The sequence below is a fragment of the Paenibacillus sp. Leaf72 genome (assembly GCF_001422685.1).
Lineage (GTDB): Bacteria > Bacillota > Bacilli > Paenibacillales > Paenibacillaceae > Pristimantibacillus.
This window is the reverse complement of sequence record NZ_LMLV01000023.1, coordinates 381,659-402,034: the sequence shown is the minus strand read 5'-3', so window position 1 is coordinate 402,034 and position 20,376 is coordinate 381,659. Positions and strand designations below refer to the sequence as shown.

Below are 20,376 nucleotides of genomic sequence, written 5' to 3'. Positions count from 1 at the left end.
GTGTGTTAAGTTAAAAAAGCTCCGGTTCCTGCAACGTTAGTTGCGGAACCGGAGCTTTTGCTTTAGAACGATTTATCTGTGAAAAATAACGTTTAACCGCCAATGCTTGCTTTCGAGGAAGGAGCCGACTGCCCGACCGCGTTCTCCGCTGTCACGTAGAACGTTCCTGACGAAAGCGGCGAGGCGTAGACGAAGCTCGTCTCTGCGGTGGAGCCTACTTCCACATATTTGCCATCGTTGCCTGCGGCGAAATATACATGATACACCGTGACCTGCTCGCCAGCTGCGCTTGCCTGCCAAGACAAGGTAATCCCTGTTTCATTGCCCTGCGCGGAAAGGCCAGCAGGAGCTGCTGGAGCAGCCAAGCCGATTTCCGGCGTTGGCCGAACATCAGGTCCTTGACCTTGTCCTGGATCGCCGCCTTCTTCAGGAGGCTGGCCCGGATTAAGCGGATCAGGGATTTCAGGTGCGACAGGCGCCTTGCCGAAGCGGACAATTTGGCTTGGTGCCGATTCCTTGCCGGCAACATCCACGGCTGTTACATAGAAGCTGTAGCCATTGCTGGCACTGACGGTAAAGCTCGCGCTGTAAGTATCTCCCAGCAGGATGGAATTTCCTACTTTGTTAAAGGAGCCTTCGTTAACAGCCTGATATAACCGGAAGCCAACGACATCATTCTGGCCCGGAGCGGAGAAGGAAAGGCTGACTACGCCCTGGCCAATCGATGTGAGTGACACATTTCCCGGTGCACTTGGCGCACTTCCGTCATCCTTGCGTGGATCGACCTTGGAAGGCGCGTTTTTGCCTGCATCCGTAGGCAAGTAATAGCTGAGCGCTCTGCGGCTGCTTGCCGGAACGCGGGAAAGCACTTTGCTGATTTCATCCATAAGCTCATCAAGCGGCTTCTTGCGCTTAATAACCGTCTGCTGCGAAATGAAATCAGATGGTGTTGCATCATGAGCGACATAATTGACGCCGTTATAGCGTATGAATGACATATTCACAAGGGCATCATCCGCTTGCTTAGGAATATATTTTTTGTTGAACCAGTCGGTTACCAGCATGCCTGCTGATCTAGTTAATGAAGTCGGCAGCTTGCCGCTGGCACTGGATACAGTTGCTTTAACAACGCCATCCGGCTGATTGAACGCTTTGGTTGCAAACATCTCCGGCTTCTGATCGGCCAGCTGATTCATCATCTTCGCCCAAATTTCGCGGGCGCGCTTGCGGCTGTCGCCTTCGAGCGTGTAGATCGGCTTCTCATAGCCGGCCCATACGCCAAGCGTGACATCTGGGGTGAAGCCCATAAACCAGACGTCGCCGTAGTTTTGCGTGGAGCCCGTTTTGCCCGCGTACGGAATTTTACCGTAATTTTTAAGCCGTGAAGTCAAGGAATTCGCTGTGCCGCTTGGGCTGGAAATAACGGTGCGAAGCATATCCGTCATCAGGAAAGCGGTCTGCTCGGAAAAGACGCGAGTTGGCTCGTGCTGATGCTCATAGACGATTTTTCCATTAGCATCCGTAATTTTGGCGATCATGTAAGAATCATTGTACAGACCTTGATTCGGAATCGAGCCATAGGCGCTGGTCAATTCTTCAACAGACACCCCGATGCTGAGTCCGCCAAGAACGCCGGTCTGTGCGGCATCATCTTCTGGCTGCAGCGTTGTAATGCCGAGCTTTCTAGTAAACTTCCAGGCTTCCTTAATCGTAACCTCATCGAGGAAAATTTTCAGCGCTGGCAAGTTAAGCGAGCGGTTGAGCGCTTCGCGAGCGGTAACAAGGCCGCTGTAACGGTTATTTGCATTTTTTGGAATGTGATAGCTGGAACCACTGTTTTTCAAAATAATCGGTGCATCATCCAAAATGCTTGCTGGTTGGATCAGCCCTTTATCAATGGCTGGCAAATAGGCGGCGATAGGTTTCATCGTTGAGCCCGGCTGCCGCGTCATCTGAGTGGCAAAGTTCATTTGCTCCTCGTAAAAATCACGGCCCTCCAGCATGCTAAGTATCGCTCCGGTTTTGTGATCGACGAGAACGGCAGCAATTTGTTCAATGCCTTTCTCCTTGCTGTCCGGAGTGAAGTTGCTCGGATCATTGCCGATATCACGCATCATTTTATAAATGTCTTTGTCAATCGTTGTATGCACCTGATAGCCGCCACGGAGCAAATGCTCGCGCGCTTCTTCTATGAGATCGGCGTTTTCCTTCTTGCGAAGATCGGCTACGGTTAGCGTCGGGTCCTGCTGCATGAGCATAACTTCCGCCGCTTGGCGCTCTGCCTCCAGCATGAGATAAGGATACGTCGTATAGGCTTTCGCTACTGGCTTTGCGAGCGATCCGCGAATATCGAATTTTTTCGCCTCATCATATTCCTGCTGGGTAATGCGTCCGGTTTGGAGCATCCGCATCAGCACGGTCGCCTGACGCTCAATGGCGAGGTCAAAGCCGCCTTCATTGAACTGGCCTTTGCCGTTAAACGCGGTATAAGCGGAAGGACGCTGCGGCAGTCCGGCCAAATAAGCCGATTGCGCAATGTTCAGCTTGCTCAAATCGGTAATGCCGAAAACACCTTTGGCGGCCGCCTTGATTCCATATAAATTGTAGCCGCTTGAGCCATTTCCGAATGGTACTTTATTCAAATATGCTGCAAGAATTTCTTCCTTCGTCAAGTAGCGCTCCATCCGCAGAGCGAGAAAAATTTCCTTCACTTTACGGCTGTCGGTTACGTCCAGACTTAAAAATACGCGTCGTGCCAATTGCTGGGTAAGCGTACTGCCGCCCGTCTGCGTATCTTCATTAAGCAGCTTTTGCTTGACTGCCCGTCCCAAACCGTTCAAATCAACGCCATAATGGGTTTCAAAATTATTGTCTTCAATCGCAAGCACGGCGTTAATGACTTGCGGGGGAAGCTCATCGTAATCGACTAGAATACGATCTTCTTCCGTACGAAGCTGTCCAATAAGGGTATCATCATTAAAGAAGACAAAGCCGGTAACTGAGTTTTCGTTTATTTTCTCTTCAATTAAGGTTCGCGGTCGTACTTCTTCTCCTTTAACCAAAGAGGCCACATAGCCCGTTACGGCTCCTCCCGTTAGCAAACCGACGAATATGACAAGGTAACAGAGCCACTTTACTGTTAGCCATGTTACGAGTCCAAATGTGCGCCAGCCGCTTCTGCGGGATGATGATGGTTGTTGATCTTCCTGCATATGAATTAACTCCTCCTCCAATACACCCAACTATTATAGCATAAAACACCATTTCGAAAAGAGGGAAGATGATTGACTTCACTCATTTGCTATGTTATGGATACGAGAAATATGTGATACCCATAAAACTAAGGAATAATTAGTATGAAAAAAAGAAATATAGTAAAGCATTTGGGACAAATTGTGTAGACTTATTTATTTTTTTGAAACAAATCCCAAGGAATTATCGTAATAAATAAAAACAGTTATAACAGCATTTGGTTGCAGAAAGGGGAGGACAAAGTGGAGGCGTTGTTCTGGGGCTGTCTGTTTGGCGGCGTGCTTTATGCAATTGTAAGCGTTATATTTGGCGATTTTCTAAGCTCTGCTTTTGACGGAGCGCTCGATTTCCTCGCCAGCGAGGGGTATGGCTGGCTTCAGCCAACCTCGCTCGTAGGCGGTATTACCGCCTTTGGCGGCGCAGGGCTGCTGCTGCAGCAATATTCACCGCTGACAGCTGGAATAGTCCTTGTCATTGCTGGATTAGTCGCGATCGTCGCAGGCGGAGGCGTATATTTCCTATATGTGAAGCCGATGAGCGAAAGCGAAAATTCAACAGCCGTCTCCATTCATGATTTCACGGGGCGGCTTGGAGAAGTATTGGTACCGATTCCGGCGATTGGATGCGGCGAGGTGCTGATGCCGGCAGGAGCGGGATTTTCCAATCAAATTGCCGCAAGCTTTGACGGCGAACCGATTCCAAGCGGCGTCCGCGTTGTCGTAATTGAAGTGAAGGAGCATACGCTGTATGTGTCTCAGCTTGAAATATAGGAAAGGATATGATTTTGCCATCCTTTCTCTATATTTCTCGGAATGAAACGCGCCGCCAGAGGACGGCGACAGCCGTTTCACCTTGAATTCTAAGAATGTATAAGTTTCTTCCTTATATCCGCTTAGAATTCTCCGACAAAGCTCTTCGCTCGTCCCAGAAGGACGACGAAGTCGTTTTTGCTTGATCCACTGTTATAACTGGCTATTTGACAAATAGAGAGGAGCTTGATACTATGCCTGAATTTTTGCTTATTCCCATTATTGTTGTTGCTGTATTCGTCGTACTAGGACTCGCGTTCTGGGCTCGCTACAAAACCGTTAGCCCAGATGAGGCGATGATTGTAACCGGCTCATTTCTTGGAACCCGCAATGTTATGACAGATGACAGCGGCCGCCGCATTAAAATCGTCAGAGGAGGAGGCGCTTTTATACTGCCAATCTTCCAGAAGGCTGAATTTCTTTCTTTGCTTTCCCATAAGCTTGATGTGTCTACTCCAGAGGTGTATACGGAGCAAGGTGTTCCGGTTATGGCCGATGGCGTCGCGATCATTAAAATCGGCGGTATCGTAGAGGATGTCGCAACAGCTGCCGAGCAGTTCATGGGCAAGCCGACAGAAGAGCTGAAGAGCGAGGCACAGGAAGTGCTGGAAGGGCATTTGCGGGCGATTCTAGGTTCCATGACGGTAGAGGAAGTATATCGCAACCGCGATCGGTTTGCCCAAGAGGTACAAAGCGTGGCGGCCAAAGATCTTAAAAAGATGGGGCTGCAAATTGTCTCCTTTACGATTAAAGATTTGCGCGACAAGCATGGTTATCTGGATGCGCTCGGCAAGCCTCGTATAGCGGCAGTGAAGCGGGATGCAGACATTGCACAAGCTGAGGCGGTGCGGGATGCAAGAATTAAGAAGGCGAGTGCCGAAGAGGAAGGACAGAAGGCCGAGCTGCTGCGGGATACGAATATCGCGGAGGCAGAGAAAATGAAAGAGCTCAAAGTCGCTTCCTTCAAAAAAGACCAGGATACCGCGAAAGCGGAAGCGGATCAGGCCTACGCCATTCAAGAAGCTCGGGCGAAGCAGAGCGTGGTCGAAGAGCAAATGAAAGTTGAGCTGGTGCGTAAAGAACGGGAGATTGACCTTGAAGCAAAAGAAATTTTGCGTAGAGAGAAGCAATACGACGCTGAGGTGAAGAAAAAAGCGGATGCCGATCGTTATGCAGTCGAGCAGGCGGCAGAAGGGGAGAAATCCAAACGGCTGCGTGAGGCGGATGCGCTGCAGTACAGCATCGAAGCGGAAGCGAAGGCGATGGCCGAGCAGAAGCGGCTGGATGGCTTGGCCGTAGCGGATGCTGAGCGGGCCAAAGGTACAGCGGAAGCCGAAGTGATAAGGCTGCGCGGTCTAGCGGAAGCCGAGGCAAAAGAAAAGCTGGCAGAGGCGTTCGAGAAGTTTGGAGAGGCAGCGATCCTCGACATTATTGTGAAAATGCTGCCTGAGCTGGCAGGCAAGGTCGCTGAGCCAATTAAAGGCATTGATAAGCTGACCGTTGTGGATACGGGCAATGGCGAAGGGGCGATGCGTCTAAGCAATTACGTCACTTCCTTGATGGCTACAGCGCCAGAAATGCTGAAAAGTGTAGCGGGCATTGATGTGTTTGCTTTAATGAAGGGATTAACGACGAAAAATACATCAGTCCCTGCCCCAGTGCCCGCTGTCGCGGTTCCGGCGAAAGCTTCCTCAACGAGCGAGGCATTAATGCAATTGCTGTCCTCTAAGGAATCGGGCCAAGACGAGAACACCCCATCCTAAATAAGTGAACAAAAAAATCCCCGGCCATCATAAGATGACCGGGGATTTCCTTTAAAATATAGGAAAGAATATTCTAACACTATCCTATCTCTATATTTCTCGGAATGAAACGCGCCGCCAAAGGACGGCGCGTTTCAGCTTATTAACGGCTGTAGAACTCGACGATTTGTTTAACGTCGATTTCTTGCGTCAACTCAGCACGCTCTGGGAAACGAACGTACTTGCCTTCAAGCGCTTGGTCGTTAAACTCAAGGTAGTTAGGCAGGTGATGACGGCCTTCCATAGCTTCTTTGATCGTTTTCAGACCACGGCTGCGCTCGCGCAGGCCGATTACGTCGTTAAGCGATACTGTGTAAGAAGCGATGTCGACTTTTTTGCCGTTAACTGTTACGTGACCGTGAGAAACCAATTGGCGCGCACCAGCACGCGAGTTGGACAGGCCAAGACGGTAAACGAGGTTATCCAGACGGCTTTCCAAAAGCACGAGGAAGTTGTCGCCGGAAATACCTTTCATTTTAGCTGCTTTGTCGAACAAGTTGCGGAATTGCTTCTCGTTCAAACCATACATATGGCGCAGCTTTTGTTTTTCTTGCAATTGAACGCCATAGCCGCTCAATTTCTTGCGTTGGTTCGGGCCGTGTTGGCCTGGTGGAAATGGACGTTTGAGATCTTTGCCAGTTCCGCTCAGGGAAATACCAAGGCGGCGGCTTAATTTAAATTTAGGTCCTGTATAACGTGACATGCGTCGTGTTAACTCCTTCAACAAATGGGATTTTTGAAGATGGGGTTGTGTTTCGCGGAACAAGCTCAAATGCTCAAGTCAAAACTTAGAGCCTAACAAGCACCTCAGCCGCAGGCCTGTCAGTGAACTTATTCTCGAGGGTGACACAAAACCGTACGCCCATGTATTCAACAATTAATATTATATGAAATTCAAGCAGAAAGTCAAGAAAAATAGCCTGTTATGCTAATCGGGAATGATATAGAGTCTTTAGGCCTATAAACCAACTGTTAATTAGTGCAATATTCTTAAAAATAAAGTATGATGATGGTATCTTCTTCATACATAGATGACTGCTCATCTCCTTGTTTAGACCGACAGAAGGGTTGGGTGTTGCAGATGAACAATCGAAACCGAGATGGGAATAATAACGATCACTTTGCTCAGGCTGCAGCTCCTGTAGAGCAATTGCATCCTGAAATATGGTTTATGCACGAAGATATTAACGATGCGGACAGGCCATATATGATGCCGCTGCTTCAGGACAGCTTCGAGCTATGGTTCAGGGAGGCAAGCGAAGAAGCGGAAGCGGTGCAGGGCGCCTCATTATTATTTGACTGGGAGCTGCGTTTAATTGATAGCGCGGGTGCTGTTAAAGGGCAGGCGGAGTTGTGGCGCGATGAGCTGCGAATGCTTGCTGCACAAGTAGCTGAGTCTGGCTGCGCAGCTTCAGTGACGTTTGGAGAGCCGCCTGCTCATGCTGCTGCTGTTCCTGTCCGCAAACGCTCGAGTGGCGAGCCATTCAGCATATTTATACATATTGCCCCAAGCAGTACCGCCGAAGCTGAGCAGCAGGCAAGGCTTAGTGCCCTTCATTTCCGCAGCTGCTTCTACCGCTCTTTCGAACATATATATGTCCGGGATTTGATGCTCCAGCAAAAACGAACGGAGAAGGATGCCAATAGGCGCGATGCCCTGTTTCTGGCAGCTAAGCGATTGTATGATCAGTTCGACGTTACAGCCGTACTGTCCGAAATGCTAAGCAGTTTAGGTCAGCTTTACCCGAGCTCCGAAGTCAATCTATATTTGTCCCAAGACCATTTGAATGGCGACGCGCGCGTCAAGCCGCTTATTTTTAAAAATACAGCGCATGACATTGTTGCGAAAGCTTTCATGGAAGGCAAGCCGATGACGCAGAAGGAGCGGGATGGCACGATACGCCTAGCAGTTCCAATGAGCGGCAAGCAGGCGGCTTACGGCGTGCTCTGCATCTCGATTGACGCTGAGCGCTGGGATATTGCGAATATGCCGGCCTTCGTGCTGCTGGCGGATACAGCGGGATCTGCATTTGAGAATGCCAAGCTGTACGAGCAGTCCAATTTGCTCATTAACGAGCTTCGCGTCATTAATGAGCTGGCGAAACGGCTGAATCAATCGCTGAAGCTTAAGGATATATTCAAGTTTGCGACGAATGAGTTGCTTAATATTTTTGAAGCGGATTATTGCTCGATTCTCCAATTGGATAAAGACCGCAACCAATTTAATGTCATGTCCAGCAACATTCCTACGCTTGCACGCGAGCAATTCGTGCCGGATTACGGCTTTAGCGGCATTATTAACCGAACGAAAGAACCGCTTATTTTGTCAGATTATTGGCAAACCCGTGTCGTAACGTCTAAAATGATGGATTACACTGGCTCCCGCTCGCTGATCGCTGCCCCTATTATGGTTGAGGATGAAGTAGTGGGCGTGATCATGGTTACGCATAAAAACCCTCATTATTTCTCCTACGACAATTATAAGCTGCTCCAAATTATGTCCACACATATTGCCTTGGCGGTGACGAACGCTTCGCTGCATGCAGAGGTTCGCCGCATGGTTATTACGGACAATTTAACGGGGCTGCATGCCCGCCACTACTTGAACGAGCAAATCCAGAGCCGTCAGCGCAAAGATCCGTTAGGCTCACTCGTGCTCGTCGACGTCGACCATTTCAAACGCATTAATGACACATTCGGCCATCAGGTTGGGGATCGTATTTTAATCCAAGTGAGCGAAATTATACGGACTACGATTAGGCAGGGAGACATCGCTGCACGATGGGGCGGGGAGGAGCTGGCCGTATATTTGCCAGGCATTCGTTCTGAACAAGCTTTTCGAATTGCTGAACGTATTCGTCTGCTTGTGGAAGCGGAGACGGATCCTAAAGTGACGGTGTCATGCGGCGTGTCGGAATGGACGTTTGAAAATGATAAAATCAGCGTGGAATCGCTATTTTATCGTGCAGATATGGCCTTATATGATGCAAAAAATAATGGAAGAAACTGTATTCGTCTCGGCGTAGGATAAGAGCAGGCATTAGACATAAGATTTTTGTTTGAAAAAAAATAGGAGAAGCGTCTGGGCATTTTGCTCAGGCGTTTTTTCTTTTTTTGCAGCCCTGCTTCATTAGATAATAGAAGCCCAGAAAGGAATAAGGAGCCTGCTGCTTCGGGGAAGCTAGAGAAAGCAAAAGCAACCTTATGGAGGGAAGAAAAAATGAAAACCATTAAGCTAGCTGTTCTATTAGCTTTATTCGCATGCACGGCATGGCTGAGCGGCTGCATGGATGTGGCAGACAAACGAACGCCGGAGCAATGGCTTTCTTTATCAGCAGCAGGACTTGCGGCAACGGATAAATACAGCTTCAGCGGCACTACTTCCATTATTGGAGCAGATGGCTGGAGCTATTCGCCGCTGCGCTTCTCGGGAGAGGTAGTGGACCATGAGCAGGTCAAATCGTATGCAGCAACAGCTGCGGACCAGAGCGAATACGCCGTGCCAGCTGAGCTGCTTAAGGAGATTCAGCAAGCGACAAATAAGGTAAGTATTCAAACGACGGCAACCGCAGAAGGGCATCTCGTGCTTCATGCAGCCGTAGACAAGGGGAAAGCGAAGAAACGGTGGGAGAAGCGCTTGACGGCAGAAATGGCGGCGCTCGCGAGCCAGGCTCCCGCTAAGGAAGGAGCTCTCCGGCAGGAATGGCTGCGCACATATGAGAAGTCCAATCAGGAGCTGAAGCAAATGCTGTCCACCTTAGAGGTGGATGGGCAATACGAGCTGACGATCGACCGCAGCAAGCTGGTGCCGCTCCAGTTGCAGGAGCAAACAACATTTGCTTATCAAAAGCAGGGAAAGCGGATTACGGAGAAGCGGACGACGAACATCTCGCTCAGCGCTTTTGACGGCACCACTTCGCCATGAAGGATGCACGCACCTGTTAAACATGTTACGATGGAGTTGGTAGTATTTATCAACGATAGAGAAGCAATGATTTGGAGGAGAGTTTAACATGCGTGACCCAAGAATTCAGCAGCTAGCTGCCAATTTGGCAGGCTATTCCATCGGTGTTCAGCCAGGAGAAAATGTACTTATTGAAGTGATCGGCTCGGAGCGCGAGCTGACGAAAGCTTTAATTGAAGAGGTAGCGAAGCTTGGCGGCAGACCTTTTGTAGAAATTACAGACCCTGCGGTGACGCGCACGCTGCTGCGAAGCGGAAGCAAAGAGCAAATCGAAGAATGGACGAAATATGATTTGCAGCGCATGAAGCAAATGGATGCTTACATCGGCATTCGCGCAGGCGGCAATGTCAATGAAATGAGCGACGTTCCAGAAGATAAAATGCGGCTCTATGAGCAAATTTATCGCGATGCTGTACATATGGATCAGCGGGTAAAACGCACACGCTGGGTTGTGATGCGTTATCCGAACGAATCCATGGCGCAGCTGGCGAAGATGAGCACGGAATCGTTTGAAGATTTTTATTTTAATGTATGTAATTTGGATTATGCCAAAATGGACAAAGCGATGGACCCGCTTCAGGCTTTGATGAACAAAACCGATCGCGTCAGAATCGTATCGCCAGGCACAGATCTTACTTTTTCCATTAAAAATATCGGTTCCAAAAAATGCTCCGGCCACCGCAACATCCCGGATGGAGAAGTATTTTCGGCCCCTGTTCGCGACTCGGTACAAGGCATCATTTCCTACAATGCACCCAGCGTATATTCAGGCGTAACCTTCTCGGACATTTGCTTCACGTTTGAAAATGGCAAAATCGTCAAAGCGACCAGCAGCGATACGGCTCGCTTGAATGAGATTTTGGACATGGATGAGGGCGCTCGCTATATTGGCGAATTTGCAATTGGCTTTAATCCGCATATTTTGCACCCGATGAATGACACTTTATTTGATGAGAAAATTGCCGGAAGCCTGCACTTTACACCGGGCCGCGCTTATGATGAAACAGACAATGGAAATCGATCGTCCGTTCACTGGGACCTTGTGCTCATTCAGCGTCCAGAGTATGGCGGAGGGGAAATTTATTTCGATGATGTGCTAATCCGCAAGGATGGGCACTTCGTTATTCCGGAGCTAGAGGCATTAAATTCCGAAAATTTGAAATAAATGAAAAAGAAGCGTTTTACAATTTGCCTCTTGCCCGATCTTTAATTTCAGGTTATCATGATTTCGAAGGTAAGCTTTACTAATTTAATTGGAGGGGTTCCCCATGTCTAACAACGCAGCTATTGTAGAAATATCCCAAGCAGCAGGTCAATTCCGCTCATCAATCGTTCTGCAAGCAGATAACAAATATATTGATGTTAAAAGTATTTTGGGATTGTTTACTACGCTGGTAGGCGGTCACTCCTACGAGCTTCACGTCCACGGACCAGATGCTGAGGAAGCAAAAGCCGCAATGGCAGCTGTTTTCGCTAAGCATAACCTGAATATTGCGGTTGTTTCTGAATAAACAGGTTACACCAGTACATGCGCCTCTTCGCTAGCCGAAGGGGCGCTTTTCTGTTTTGTCCTTGTGTATTGGCTCTTTTTCGTCTAATATAAAGGGTATAGACGACGGCGGGTACACGCATTAGGGGGGAAAACGATGTCTTCACCGGAAGTCACGGTTCAATTGCATGAGAAAGCTCTTCGTCTCCTTATGGAGGATGCGGCTAAAATAGAGAAATTGATTGAGGTTCAGATGGAGAACTTGACGACCCGTCAATGTCCGCTGTACGAGGAAGTATTGGACACGCAGATGTATGGATTCTCGCGGGAAATTGATTTTGCAGTACGCGCAGGATTGATCGCTGAGCATAGCGGCAAGGAGCTGCTAAGTCGCTTGGAGCGCAATCTGGCTCAGCTTTACGAAGCGTTGAATAGAAAGGAGTAGGCGTACCATGCGGCCTGCTCCTTTTTTTTTGTCTGTCTCTCTTTGTGTCTATGAACTCCAAGCCTTTTGCGCAGTCCAGATCCTGTTTCAGCATACTCCCGTCCTTTAGACCAAATAAAAAGCAATGCCCAAAATACAATAAACCATGAGTAGCAGCGCCCCTTCGTACCAATTGGTCTGTCCATCGCCCGATACCGATTTCGCGATAAAGACGGATACTGCGATAGCGGTCAGCTCAATCGGTGTAAAAATAATGTCCATCGTTTTGCCCATTAATGCGCTGGCAATAATGAGCACGGGAGCGACGAACAGGGCGATTTGCAGGCTGCTGCCGACCGCAATTTCCACAGCTGCCCCGATTTTGTTGCGCAGTGCCAGCAAAACCGCAGCGCTGTGCTCAGCGGCATTGCCGACAATGGCAATGATGAATGCCCCTACAAACAGCTCAGACAGCCCAAAACGCGTTGTAAACGTATCCAGCGTGTGCACAAGCCATTCGCTAATAAAAGCGACCATAACGGTAGCTACAACGAGCATAAGGACGGAGCGGCCCTTAGACCATGCAGGCGCCTCGCCGTGATCAGCGCTCATTTCGCTGTCTGCCAGCATTTGTTTATGTGTCACCATGGAAAACAGCAGCCACAGCACGTAAGCCAAAATCAAAATGACCGCAACGGATAGGCTGAGAAAATGATCTTTCTCCATGGTGAAATGTTCGGCTCCAACGAAGATGGCCGGCACGAACAAGCCGATGACGGCAAGCAGCATGAGAGTCGAGTTATGCTGGGCCAGCTGCTGATTGAAATGCTGCTGCTTGAATTTAAGGCCGCCTGCCAGCAGGCTGAGCCCCAGCACGAGCAGCAAGTTGCCGATGATGGACCCGGTAATGCTCGCTTTGACCATATCGAACAAGCCTTCCTTGACGAGGAAAAACGCGATAATCAGCTCCGCGGCATTGCCGAAGGTCGCATTGAGGAAGCCGCCAAGCCGCTGTCCGGCATAATGGGCGACGCTCTCTGTTGCTTGCCCGAGAAAGCCTGCTGCGAAAACAATCGCTACAGCGGAAACAGCAAATTGCAGCGTCATGTCCAGATGGGCGAAATGTGCGATTGCACTAAAGACGAACATGACGATTAATCCGGTGAAAAACAGCTTCTGTCTCACATGGGCACCCCTTTGTTAAAGTCTGCAAACCTGTTATATAATATATCCAATTCTATTCGACAGATAACCGTTATTTTAATCGACAAAAGTTGCTTCCGGTTAATCCATCCAGTACAATATACATATATAGCAAATGGAGGAGTGAAGAAGATGACCGAGGACCTTAAAACAGGCATTATTCGTATTTCTGATGACGTAGTAGCAACAATCGCGGGACTCGCCGCACTTGAGACTCCAGGTATAGCAGCCATGTCTGGCGGGATTTCTGAAGGGCTTGCTAAACGCCTAAGCGGGAAAAACGTGCAGAAGGGTGTTTCCGTGGAAGTCGGACAGCTCGAAGCCGCAATTGATTTGCGTATTATCGTTCATTATGGCATTCCTATTCAGGAAGTATGCCGCCAACTGCAGCTCAATGTAAGGGAGTCGGTATCGAATATGACCGGTCTTCAAGTCGTTGAAGTCAATGTGAAAGTAGAAGGCGTTGTATTTAAGGAAGAAGAAGTGTTTGAGGAAACAGCTACCCCGCGTATTAAATAATCGGTGATGGCATGTTCCGCTCCGGCGGATAAAGCTGTTCATTCTGATATAACGACACAACAATAAACAAGCTTCCGCGCCTCATAGCAGGTGGGAAGCTTGTTTTAGTTTTGACGTTTGTTTTTTGGCTTTGCATTGCGATTCGCTTCTCGTGAAATGCTGAGAAGAATTCCGATACACATCAGACATGTCATCAGGGACGAGCCGCCATAGCTGATGAAAGGAAGCGTTACTCCCGTCAGCGGTATAGTGCCCGTTACTCCGCCAATGTTTATGAATGCCTGAACGCTGAACAGCCCTACAATGCCGACGCCAATAATAGTGCCGTATTGATCCGAGCAGCGCAAAGCGATGATCAGGCCGCGCCATAAAAAAGCCAGAAAAAATAAAATAAAAAACGAGGCGCCAATAAAGCCGAATTCCTCCGCGATAATGGCAAATATAAAATCATTATACGCATAGGTTAAATAATGCAGCTTTTGTACACTTTCGCCAAAACCTGCTCCAGTAAAACCGCCATGTCCTAATGCCTGTAACGAGGAAACGAGCTGGAGCCCCGTATCCTGCTTGTCTGCCAGAGGATCCAAAAAAGCAGTAAAACGGGCAGTACGGTAAGACCACATTGTCGGGCTGATCGCCATAGAAATGCTGACTACCACCGAGAGTACAAGTCCCATTAGTCCTCCCGTTACGAATACCTGCTTCAGGTTTGCGCCGCCGGCCATAATCATAACCGTTGCGCAGCCTGCCAGTACCATGCAAGAGCCCAAATCCGGCTGCAGCATAATAAGGAAACAGATGAAGCCTGTCACAAGGATGACGGGAACGAGCCCTTTTTTGAAGTCGCGAAATTTCTCGCCTTTTTTGGTAATGAGTGCTCCCAAGTACAAAATAAGCGCGAGCTTTGCGGGCTCCGTAGGCTGTATAGTTAGTGAGCCTATTTGTAGCCAGCTGTGCGCGCCGTTAGTGTTATCACTCACAAAAGGAACAATTGCAAGTAAAATAATGACAGGAATAAAGAAAAGCAAAAAAGATTTCTTGTAAAATTCGTAACGAATATTCATCATGATGAGCATGAAAAATACGCCTGCTGCTGCAAAAACCGCCTGTTTCTTAACAAAATAAAGCGGATCATTCAAATACTTTGGTGAATATAAAGCAATGCTTGAGCTCGCGCTGAATACCATCACGAGCCCAAAACCGACGAGCAGAAGCGTGAAAATTAAAAGCAGAAAATCTGGCCTGCCACGGCTGCCGTTTTGCGTTTTGCTCATACTAGTCAAGCAATTGCTTGAGTTGCTGCAATCGCTGCGTAGCTGTGTTCAAAATAGGCTGTGGCACCGGGGATTCATACTCCATGCCATGCGGGAACGTTGCTCTGCCAATGTATACGGCTTCAATTGCAAGTACAGCATGCGGAGATTCAAGCTTTCCTTCAACAGCACGCGTGTTGATGCGCAAGAAGTATTCAGAGTTCGTAGCCTTATCTTCCAGTTTCAAATCATATGTAGCGCGGTAGTATTCCCACTGCCAGCGAACGAAGCCGAGCTTTTCTGCCGATTCATCCAGATGGAACAGCTCGCTCTGAACACCGTTCAAACCGGTATTCTCAATAATCATGATGTTTCCTCCTCATTATTCAAAAACCAATTGTTGAACATTCATTTCTCATGATAGTATGTTTCCCCAGCCAGTGCAAGCCTTACCCACGGCGACAAAGCAATCCGAATAAACATTCCTGCAATTAAGCTTCCTTATGTGAGCTTCGTTCTGTTAAAATAGAGTAAGTTAATACGATTAAGACGATAGGTCTGTCATTTGTGTAAAAGGTGAAGGAGGTTTGCTGTTATGTTGACCAGTGTCTATGCATTAGAAAAGCTGCAACATCTTTATCCAGAGATGGTGCAGTGGCGGAGATACCTCCATCAGCATCCTGAACTATCCTTCCAAGAGGAGAAAACCTCAAGATGGATCGCAGGGAAGCTGGCGGAATTCGGCTGCGAGTTTGAGGAAGGTGTAGGCGGATATGGAATCGTTGTGACGATAAAGGGCGAACAGCCTGGGCCAGTCGTGGCTCTGCGCGCCGATATCGATGCGTTGCCGATTCAAGATGAGAAGCAGTGTGATTATGCGTCAACGGTACCCGGAATTATGCATGCCTGCGGGCACGATGGTCATACGTCGTCGATGCTGGCCATAGCAAAGTTCTATCAGGAGCATCGCAGTGACATTAAAGGCGAGCGGAGACTGCTGTTCCAGCCTGCTGAGGAAGTGACGCCGGGCGGTGCCATTCATATGATTAGGGACGGAGCGCTTGCAGGCGTAGATGTTATCTATGGCATTCATCTGTGGGCACCGCTCCCATTTGGGCAAGTATCGACAAGAGCAGGCGCATTCATGGCCGCAGCCGATGAATTCACAATTGAAATTATCGGGCTGGGCGGACATGGCGGCATGCCGCATAAAGGAATTGATACGATTGTGGTTGGGGCGTCGCTCGTGCAGTCGATTCAATCGATTGTTAGCCGGAGCATCAATCCGCTGCATCCGTCGGTTATTTCTATAGGTTCTTTTCAAGCGGGAACGACGAATAACGTCATTGCCGAGCGGTGTTTGATGAAAGGCACGGTTCGTTCCTTCGATGAGGAAAGCCGTTATTTTATTCATGAGCGTTTGAAGCAGGTTATTGAGCATACGTGCCAAATGTATGGCGCCAAATACGATTTTCAGCTTCGCGTCGGCTATCCTGCCGTCATTAATAATGAGCATGAAGCGGAGCGTTTTTTCCGCGTAGCGGAGCCGATGCTCGGAGAAGGCAATGCGGTGCGGGGCGATGAAATGATGGTAGCAGAAGATTTTTCCTACTATTTGGATGAAGTTCCCGGCTGCTTTATGATGGTAGGCGCGGGCAATGGTGATACGTCCACCAGCTATTCCCATCATCATCCTAAGTTCGATTTCGAAGAAGGCGCCATGCTTAAATCCGCAGAACTGCTCATACGGCTGGCTGAGGATTATGTGTCAGAGCATTAGAAGGTTAGAGCATTAAACGGCGTGCTGGACGAGCATGGCAGCAGCAGTACGATAAATGGAGAGTATGTCACAGAATACGGTGGCATGCTCTCTTTTTTTATGACCAGCTAAAGATAACAACGACTTTTATGCTTGCATAAAATAGGGCCTATTTCCGCATACTGCTCCTATAGGAGGCCATTATGGCCGGGTGGGTTGGCTTCGCCGTTGTGCTAATGGCAGGCTGCACACAGATACATAAGGAGGGGATAATATGCTGGAACCAAGCAGCAAGCCGCTCATTGTTCAAAGCGATATGACGCTGCTGCTCAATATGAAGCAGGCCGGGGCAGAGGAAGCTGCTGGCAGGCTGCTTGCTTTCGCAGAGCTCGTCAAACGCCCAGGCGGTTGGCATACGTACCGGATGACAGCCATGACGCTGTGGCAAGCCTGCGCGTCGGGAATGGCAGCGGAGGACGTCATAGCGCTGCTGATGAAGTATGCTTCATCGAGCATCCCGGGCTATACGGAAATGAGCATACGCAAATGGATGGGCCGCTATGGCAAGCTGCACCTTGAGCAGGCAGAAGACAAGCTCATGCTCAGTGGCAGCGCGGAGCTGCTGGCGGAGCTTGCTCTCCATCCGGAAATCGGGCCGAAATTAGCTAGCCCGGATTTGGCAGCATGCCTCAGCGGGCTAGGTGTAGAAGTTCGCGGGGAGGAGCGGGGGCTGCTCAAGCAGGAGCTGGCTCGGCTCGGTTATCCCGTCATCGATCAGGCGGGCTATCACGCCGGCGAGGCGCTGAAGGTGCAGCTGCGTGAGGTAACGCGCCAAGGCAAGCCGTTTGAGCTGCGAGCCTATCAGCAGCAGGCGGTAGATGTTTTCTGCGCTGAAGGCTCCGTGCATGGCGGCAGCGGGGTCGTCGTGCTGCCATGCGGGGCAGGCAAGACGGTTGTGGGACTGGCTGCTCTTGCTAAGCTAAGCAGCGCGACCCTGATTTTGACCTCCAGCACCACCTCGGTCCAGCAGTGGAAGCGCGAGCTCCTGGACAAAACAACACTGCTGGAAGAGCACATCGGAGAATATGCCGGCGGGCTCAAGCAGGTACGCCCGGTAACCATTGCCACCTATCAAATATTGACGAGCCGCAAGGCGAAGTCGGCAGCTTACCAGCATATGAATTTATTTTCAGAGCGCGACTGGGGGCTCATTATTTATGATGAGGTGCATTTGCTGCCTGCACCTGTATTTCGAATGACGGCAGATATTCAAGCGACGAGGCGGCTTGGGCTAACGGCAACGCTCGTCCGCGAGGATGGCTGCGCGGAGGACGTCTTTTCGCTCATTGGTCCGAAGCAGTATGAATGGCTGTGGAAGGCGGTTGAAGCAGAGGGGCATATTGCGGCTGTTCATTGCACCGAAATTCGCATACCGCTTGGTGAGGATGTCCGCACGCGTTATGCGGCTGCCGCTCCCCGTTCCCAATTGCGGCTTGCGGCAGAAAATCCATCAAAGGCATCTGTAATTAGGGAACTGCTGAAGCGTCATGAAGGCGTGCCTACGCTCATTATCGGGCAATATTTAGATCAGCTGCATGCGGTTGCCGAAGCGCTTGCGATTCCTGTTATAACCGGAGAGCTGGAGCAGGATAAACGCCAGCTGCTGTATGACCGTTTCCGCTCGGGCGAGGTTCCGGTGCTGGCGGTTTCAAGGGTTGCCAATTTCGCTGTTGATTTGCCGGATGCGGCAGTAGCTATTCAAATATCGGGCAGCTATGGCTCAAGGCAAGAGGAGGCTCAGCGCATTGGGCGCATTCTCAGGCCAAAGCAAGGAAGAAACGAAGCGTGGTTTTATACCGTTGTCAGCGACGGCACCAAGGAGCTGGATTTTGCCTTGCGGCGCCAGCTGTTCATGGTGGAGCAGGGGTATCGCTATGCGCTGGAATCGCGGGAAGCAGCTCTGCTTGAATAAAGGCAGCAAGCCGAGGCAAACGATGTAGGGGGAGAAAAAAATGTACGTCCACGAGCTCGCCGACAAGCTGACGGATTATCGGCAGCAAACATTTATGGAAGCGCCGATGTGGTGGTATGCAGCTAAAGAAAATAAGCAGTGGAGCGATGCGGTTAAAGATCGCCGCTCCATGCTTGAGGCGATTCAATCGCTCTCTTCTACGACGCTTGCGGCGCTGAAAGCGGTCATAAAGCTTGCTGGCGCTGATCCAGCTCCTGAGGAGAGGCTTTTTCGCCTCGGCCCGAAGCAGGCGTGCATGTCAGGCGCGGAGTTTCGCTGGGCTTTGGCAGAGCTGCAGCGCGGCGGACTCGTATTTTCGGTAAGCCGCAATTGGGGCGAGCGCATTTATTTTGTGCCTCGCGACAGCTTTGCGCTATGGCGGCAGCTGGTGTTTCCCTGCCATATGGAGGCGAAGGCGATGGATGCTTTGGCGGAAGGCGAGTTGCAGTTTCGAGCCTCTGGTAGACTGCTGGGACTTCAATTGCTTGATGCGTGGACGGAGCTCGCGCGAAGCGGGCTTACGCTGACGAATAAAGGAATTTTGCCTAAAAAAATAATTGCCCGACTGGGGATCTCCGTTACGCTTACGGAGGAAAATATCGCTTGCTTGAATGTATCGGACGATCGGGTACGCCAATACGGACGCATACCTGCCTTTATTTTGGAAACGGCTGTAAGATTAGGCGTGCTGGAGGAGGAAGAGGGGCGGCTCATATGGGTAAAGGATAAGCTGGAGCAGTGGCTGATTTTAAACAGCTTTGCCCGAGAGGCTTGTCTGCACAGCCTGATTGTGGAGCATTATTTATATAGAAAGCCGCTTTTGGCGCATGGCGCATCGGCATTGTCTGCGCTAACCATGGGGCCTTGGTATGAGGCTGAGGCGTGGCTGTATCAGGTGCAGGGCGAGGCTGTTGCAGTTGCGGCTGGACAATTGCCTTTGAGCGATAAGCAGCAGCTGCTGGGGTGGTTGGACACGCTGCATGCTTTCGGCTGGCTTGAGCGGATCGAAGGACCCGGGGAGCGCAGCTGGTTTCGCTGGATGATAGATCCCCAGCCCGGAACAGATCGTTCATCAGCACCGCTTTCAAGTGAAAGCGAAGCTGTCATCGTGCAGCCAAATGGGGAAATTATCGTCCTAACGGAATGCGACGGGCGTATTCGCTGGGAGCTGGAGCTTATGGCCGAGCGTGTGAACGAGGTGCAGCAAGGGCTGTACCGGCTTAGCCGCAAGTCGATCGAACGGGCAATGGCTTTTGGCCGAACGGAAGCAGCGATGCTCGCATTTCTCGAATGGGCTTCCGGGAGCAAGGACGCAGCAGCAGAAGCAGCTCCGCTGCTGCGGGACTGGGGAAGCAAGTTGGGCCAGCTGGACAAGCCAGTTGCGGGTGCAGGGAGCTTCGGAGACGGCAGAGAATATCCTTCCTTTCAGGATAGCTCCCAGCAGCAGCTTGTCGCTGGTTTCCGGCTGTATCCCGACTATGGAATGGCTACACCCAGAGCAGAGCATGAGGACTGGCTGGGCCATTATGAGCTGATTCAGCATGATGAAGAGGACAAGCAAGGAAGCTATGCGGGGCTAAAGCAAATTCCCGCAAGCTGGCTGAACCAGCGCCGCGCCTACCATCATTCCACAAGCCGGGAGATGATGGAGCGTGCGCTGCAGTGGCAAACACCTGTCGAGCTGCATTTGGAGGAAGGACTGGCTGCTTTTGTACCTTGGGAGCTGCATGCCGAATCCAATAGTTGGTCTGTAACGGGCAGCTTCTCAGGCGCGCAATATGGAGCCAGCGTGAGGTTGTCGCCTGAAAGCTGGCAGGCGATGCGGCTGCTTGTTCCAGGAATTAATTTTTATACATAAAATGGTATGTACTATTTAAGCTAGTATGCTATG

General features: G+C 50.0%; 16 protein-coding genes. 11 read left to right on the top strand and 5 right to left on the bottom strand.

Annotated features, from left to right (window positions below; genetic code table 11):
* Window positions 1–92: 92 nt before the first annotated feature.
* Complete coding sequence (locus ASF12_RS20445) at window positions 93–3,212, bottom strand: penicillin-binding protein 1A (protein WP_056038650.1); 3,120 nt, start codon at window positions 3,210–3,212, stop codon at window positions 93–95.
* A 282-nt stretch (window positions 3,213–3,494) separates the two neighbouring features.
* On the opposite strand from ASF12_RS20445, the gene ASF12_RS20440 reads away from it, so the two are divergent.
* Both ASF12_RS20440 and ASF12_RS20435 read left to right on the top strand, forming a co-directional pair.
* A complete protein-coding gene (locus tag ASF12_RS20440; RefSeq protein WP_056038647.1) occupies window positions 3,495–4,022 on the top strand; it encodes a hypothetical protein in 528 nt (175 codons plus the stop codon).
* Window positions 4,023–4,255: 233 nt separating this feature from the next.
* Window positions 4,256–5,824, top strand: coding sequence for a flotillin family protein (locus ASF12_RS20435; RefSeq protein WP_056038644.1), 1,569 nt, complete (start codon window positions 4,256–4,258; stop codon window positions 5,822–5,824).
* A 142-nt stretch (window positions 5,825–5,966) separates the two neighbouring features.
* Here the strand turns inward: ASF12_RS20435 and rpsD are convergent, their stop codons facing one another.
* Entirely contained in the window at window positions 5,967–6,566 is a 600-nt protein-coding gene (rpsD, locus tag ASF12_RS20430; protein WP_046230576.1) for a 30S ribosomal protein S4, read from the bottom strand.
* 378 nt (window positions 6,567–6,944) lie between these two features.
* Here rpsD and ASF12_RS20425 point away from each other — a divergent pair, with 378 nt between their 5' ends.
* The 5 genes from ASF12_RS20425 (at window position 6,945) to ASF12_RS20405 (ending at window position 11,761) form a co-directional block, all read left to right on the top strand.
* Window positions 6,945–8,894, top strand: coding sequence for a sensor domain-containing diguanylate cyclase (locus tag ASF12_RS20425; protein ID WP_056039100.1), 1,950 nt, complete (start codon window positions 6,945–6,947; stop codon window positions 8,892–8,894).
* A gap of 189 nt (window positions 8,895–9,083) precedes the next feature.
* Complete coding sequence (locus ASF12_RS20420) at window positions 9,084–9,788, top strand: hypothetical protein (protein ID WP_056038641.1); 705 nt, start codon at window positions 9,084–9,086, stop codon at window positions 9,786–9,788.
* A gap of 88 nt (window positions 9,789–9,876) precedes the next feature.
* A complete protein-coding gene (locus tag ASF12_RS20415) occupies window positions 9,877–10,992 on the top strand; it encodes an aminopeptidase (RefSeq protein ID WP_056038639.1) in 1,116 nt (371 codons plus the stop codon).
* 103 nt (window positions 10,993–11,095) lie between these two features.
* On the top strand, window positions 11,096–11,338 hold the full coding sequence (locus ASF12_RS20410) for an HPr family phosphocarrier protein (RefSeq protein ID WP_046230579.1): 243 nt from the start codon (window positions 11,096–11,098) through the stop codon (window positions 11,336–11,338).
* A gap of 135 nt (window positions 11,339–11,473) precedes the next feature.
* Window positions 11,474–11,761, top strand: coding sequence for a YlaN family protein (locus ASF12_RS20405; protein ID WP_056038636.1), 288 nt, complete (start codon window positions 11,474–11,476; stop codon window positions 11,759–11,761).
* 105 nt (window positions 11,762–11,866) lie between these two features.
* On the opposite strand, the gene cax is transcribed toward ASF12_RS20405, so the two are convergent.
* Window positions 11,867–12,925, bottom strand: coding sequence for a calcium/proton exchanger (gene cax / locus ASF12_RS20400; RefSeq protein ID WP_056038632.1), 1,059 nt, complete (start codon window positions 12,923–12,925; stop codon window positions 11,867–11,869).
* 150 nt (window positions 12,926–13,075) lie between these two features.
* Here cax and ASF12_RS20395 point away from each other — a divergent pair, with 150 nt between their 5' ends.
* On the top strand, window positions 13,076–13,462 hold the full coding sequence (locus ASF12_RS20395; protein ID WP_056038629.1) for an Asp23/Gls24 family envelope stress response protein: 387 nt from the start codon (window positions 13,076–13,078) through the stop codon (window positions 13,460–13,462).
* A 104-nt stretch (window positions 13,463–13,566) separates the two neighbouring features.
* Here ASF12_RS20395 and ftsW read toward each other — a convergent pair whose 3' ends face one another.
* Both ftsW and ASF12_RS20385 read right to left on the bottom strand, forming a co-directional pair.
* Complete coding sequence (ftsW, locus tag ASF12_RS20390; protein ID WP_056038628.1) at window positions 13,567–14,736, bottom strand: putative lipid II flippase FtsW; 1,170 nt, start codon at window positions 14,734–14,736, stop codon at window positions 13,567–13,569.
* A 1-nt stretch (window position 14,737) separates the two neighbouring features.
* The gene (locus tag ASF12_RS20385; protein WP_046230584.1) at window positions 14,738–15,082 is read right to left on the bottom strand and encodes a YugN family protein; all 345 of its coding nucleotides are present in this window, start codon (window positions 15,080–15,082) and stop codon (window positions 14,738–14,740) included.
* Between the two features lie 228 nt (window positions 15,083–15,310).
* Here ASF12_RS20385 and ASF12_RS20380 point away from each other — a divergent pair, with 228 nt between their 5' ends.
* The 3 genes from ASF12_RS20380 to ASF12_RS20370 all read left to right on the top strand — a co-directional run bounded on the left by ASF12_RS20380 (window position 15,311) and on the right by ASF12_RS20370 (window position 20,343).
* Window positions 15,311–16,495 carry a M20 metallopeptidase family protein gene (locus ASF12_RS20380; RefSeq protein WP_056038625.1) on the top strand — a complete coding sequence of 395 codons (1,185 nt, stop codon included), beginning with the start codon at window positions 15,311–15,313 and terminating at the stop codon, window positions 16,493–16,495.
* Between the two features lie 253 nt (window positions 16,496–16,748).
* A complete protein-coding gene (locus tag ASF12_RS20375; protein ID WP_056038622.1) occupies window positions 16,749–18,446 on the top strand; it encodes a DNA repair helicase XPB in 1,698 nt (565 codons plus the stop codon).
* A 40-nt stretch (window positions 18,447–18,486) separates the two neighbouring features.
* Window positions 18,487–20,343 (top strand): helicase-associated domain-containing protein, encoded by a 1,857-nt coding sequence (locus ASF12_RS20370; protein ID WP_056038619.1) that lies wholly within the window; start codon window positions 18,487–18,489, stop codon window positions 20,341–20,343.
* Window positions 20,344–20,376 lie beyond the last annotated feature (33 nt).

Excerpts from the sequence above, each read along its gene's own strand:
- ASF12_RS20410 (WP_046230579.1), top strand. The coding sequence starts at position 11,096 with ATGTCTAACAACGCAGCTATTGTAGAAATATCCCAAGCAGCAGGTCAA.
- ASF12_RS20385 (WP_046230584.1), bottom strand. The coding sequence starts at position 15,082 with ATGATTATTGAGAATACCGGTTTGAACGGTGTTCAGAGCGAGCTGTTC.
- ASF12_RS20405 (WP_056038636.1), top strand. The coding sequence starts at position 11,474 with ATGTCTTCACCGGAAGTCACGGTTCAATTGCATGAGAAAGCTCTTCGT.
- ASF12_RS20380 (WP_056038625.1), top strand. The coding sequence starts at position 15,311 with ATGTTGACCAGTGTCTATGCATTAGAAAAGCTGCAACATCTTTATCCA.
- ASF12_RS20415 (WP_056038639.1), top strand. The coding sequence starts at position 9,877 with ATGCGTGACCCAAGAATTCAGCAGCTAGCTGCCAATTTGGCAGGCTAT.
- ASF12_RS20420 (WP_056038641.1), top strand. The coding sequence starts at position 9,084 with ATGAAAACCATTAAGCTAGCTGTTCTATTAGCTTTATTCGCATGCACG.
- ASF12_RS20395 (WP_056038629.1), top strand. The coding sequence starts at position 13,076 with ATGACCGAGGACCTTAAAACAGGCATTATTCGTATTTCTGATGACGTA.
- ASF12_RS20370 (WP_056038619.1), top strand. The coding sequence starts at position 18,487 with ATGTACGTCCACGAGCTCGCCGACAAGCTGACGGATTATCGGCAGCAA.
- ASF12_RS20445 (WP_056038650.1), bottom strand. The coding sequence starts at position 3,212 with ATGCAGGAAGATCAACAACCATCATCATCCCGCAGAAGCGGCTGGCGC.
- ASF12_RS20435 (WP_056038644.1), top strand. The coding sequence starts at position 4,256 with ATGCCTGAATTTTTGCTTATTCCCATTATTGTTGTTGCTGTATTCGTC.
- ASF12_RS20375 (WP_056038622.1), top strand. The coding sequence starts at position 16,749 with ATGCTGGAACCAAGCAGCAAGCCGCTCATTGTTCAAAGCGATATGACG.
- rpsD (WP_046230576.1), bottom strand. The coding sequence starts at position 6,566 with ATGTCACGTTATACAGGACCTAAATTTAAATTAAGCCGCCGCCTTGGT.
- ASF12_RS20425 (WP_056039100.1), top strand. The coding sequence starts at position 6,945 with ATGAACAATCGAAACCGAGATGGGAATAATAACGATCACTTTGCTCAG.
- ftsW (WP_056038628.1), bottom strand. The coding sequence starts at position 14,736 with ATGAGCAAAACGCAAAACGGCAGCCGTGGCAGGCCAGATTTTCTGCTT.